The organism is Comamonas sp. CMM02 (genome assembly GCF_014851485.1).
Classification (GTDB): Bacteria; Pseudomonadota; Gammaproteobacteria; order Burkholderiales; family Burkholderiaceae_C; genus Comamonas; species Comamonas avium.
In genome coordinates this window covers 1-527 of record NZ_JACUZW010000012.1, presented here as the reverse complement: position 1 = coordinate 527, position 527 = coordinate 1, and the positions used below count along the sequence as shown (strand labels likewise).

Here is a 527-nt window from a genome sequence, read left to right as displayed (position 1 = left end):
GCCAGACGCAGAGCAGCGTTCATGGTCGGATCTGGCAGACCGGTCTTGGCCGCGACGGTAATTTCACGGGCGAGCTTGGAAAATATCTTCGAACGAATCGAATCCTGTTTTCCTTTGCGATGCATGATGTTTTTGAACTGTGAATGGCCAGCCATGGCACCCCTGATCCGATAATTTGTTTGGAATGCGGCCTTATAAGTGTGAAGCGCCTTTCATTCAAGCCTGTTGGCAAACTGAAATGCCATCACGCACTGGAACGGAACGCAATGTTCGTTCGTTTTCTGACCGGAAACACAAAAATGCGGCATTAACGCCCATTTGGGAAAAGGCAGAAAGGACAACAGAATGGTAAGTCTTAGCGAAGCTCGTGAGGCACCGGCCCAACAGCTGTGGGACGAGATCAACTCCGTTCATGCTGGCATGCTCGGCCTAGAGGGTCTTCACGCGCATATGCAGCCAATGGCACCCCATGCCGACCCGAAAACAAACACGATCTGGTTTTTTACCAAAACCAATACGGACTTGGT

1 protein-coding gene and 1 pseudogene are annotated in these 527 nt (G+C 50.9%); one reads left to right on the top strand and one right to left on the bottom strand.

What is annotated here, in order from left to right; genetic code table 11:
- Positions 1 to 155: pseudogene (locus IB213_RS17900) on the bottom strand (YebC/PmpR family DNA-binding transcriptional regulator); the annotation flags it as partial.
- A gap of 190 nt (positions 156 to 345) precedes the next feature.
- Here IB213_RS17900 and IB213_RS17895 point away from each other — a divergent pair.
- Positions 346 to 527: pyridoxamine 5'-phosphate oxidase family protein (locus IB213_RS17895; protein WP_192408178.1), on the top strand; the 182-nt coding region annotated here is incomplete at its 3' end.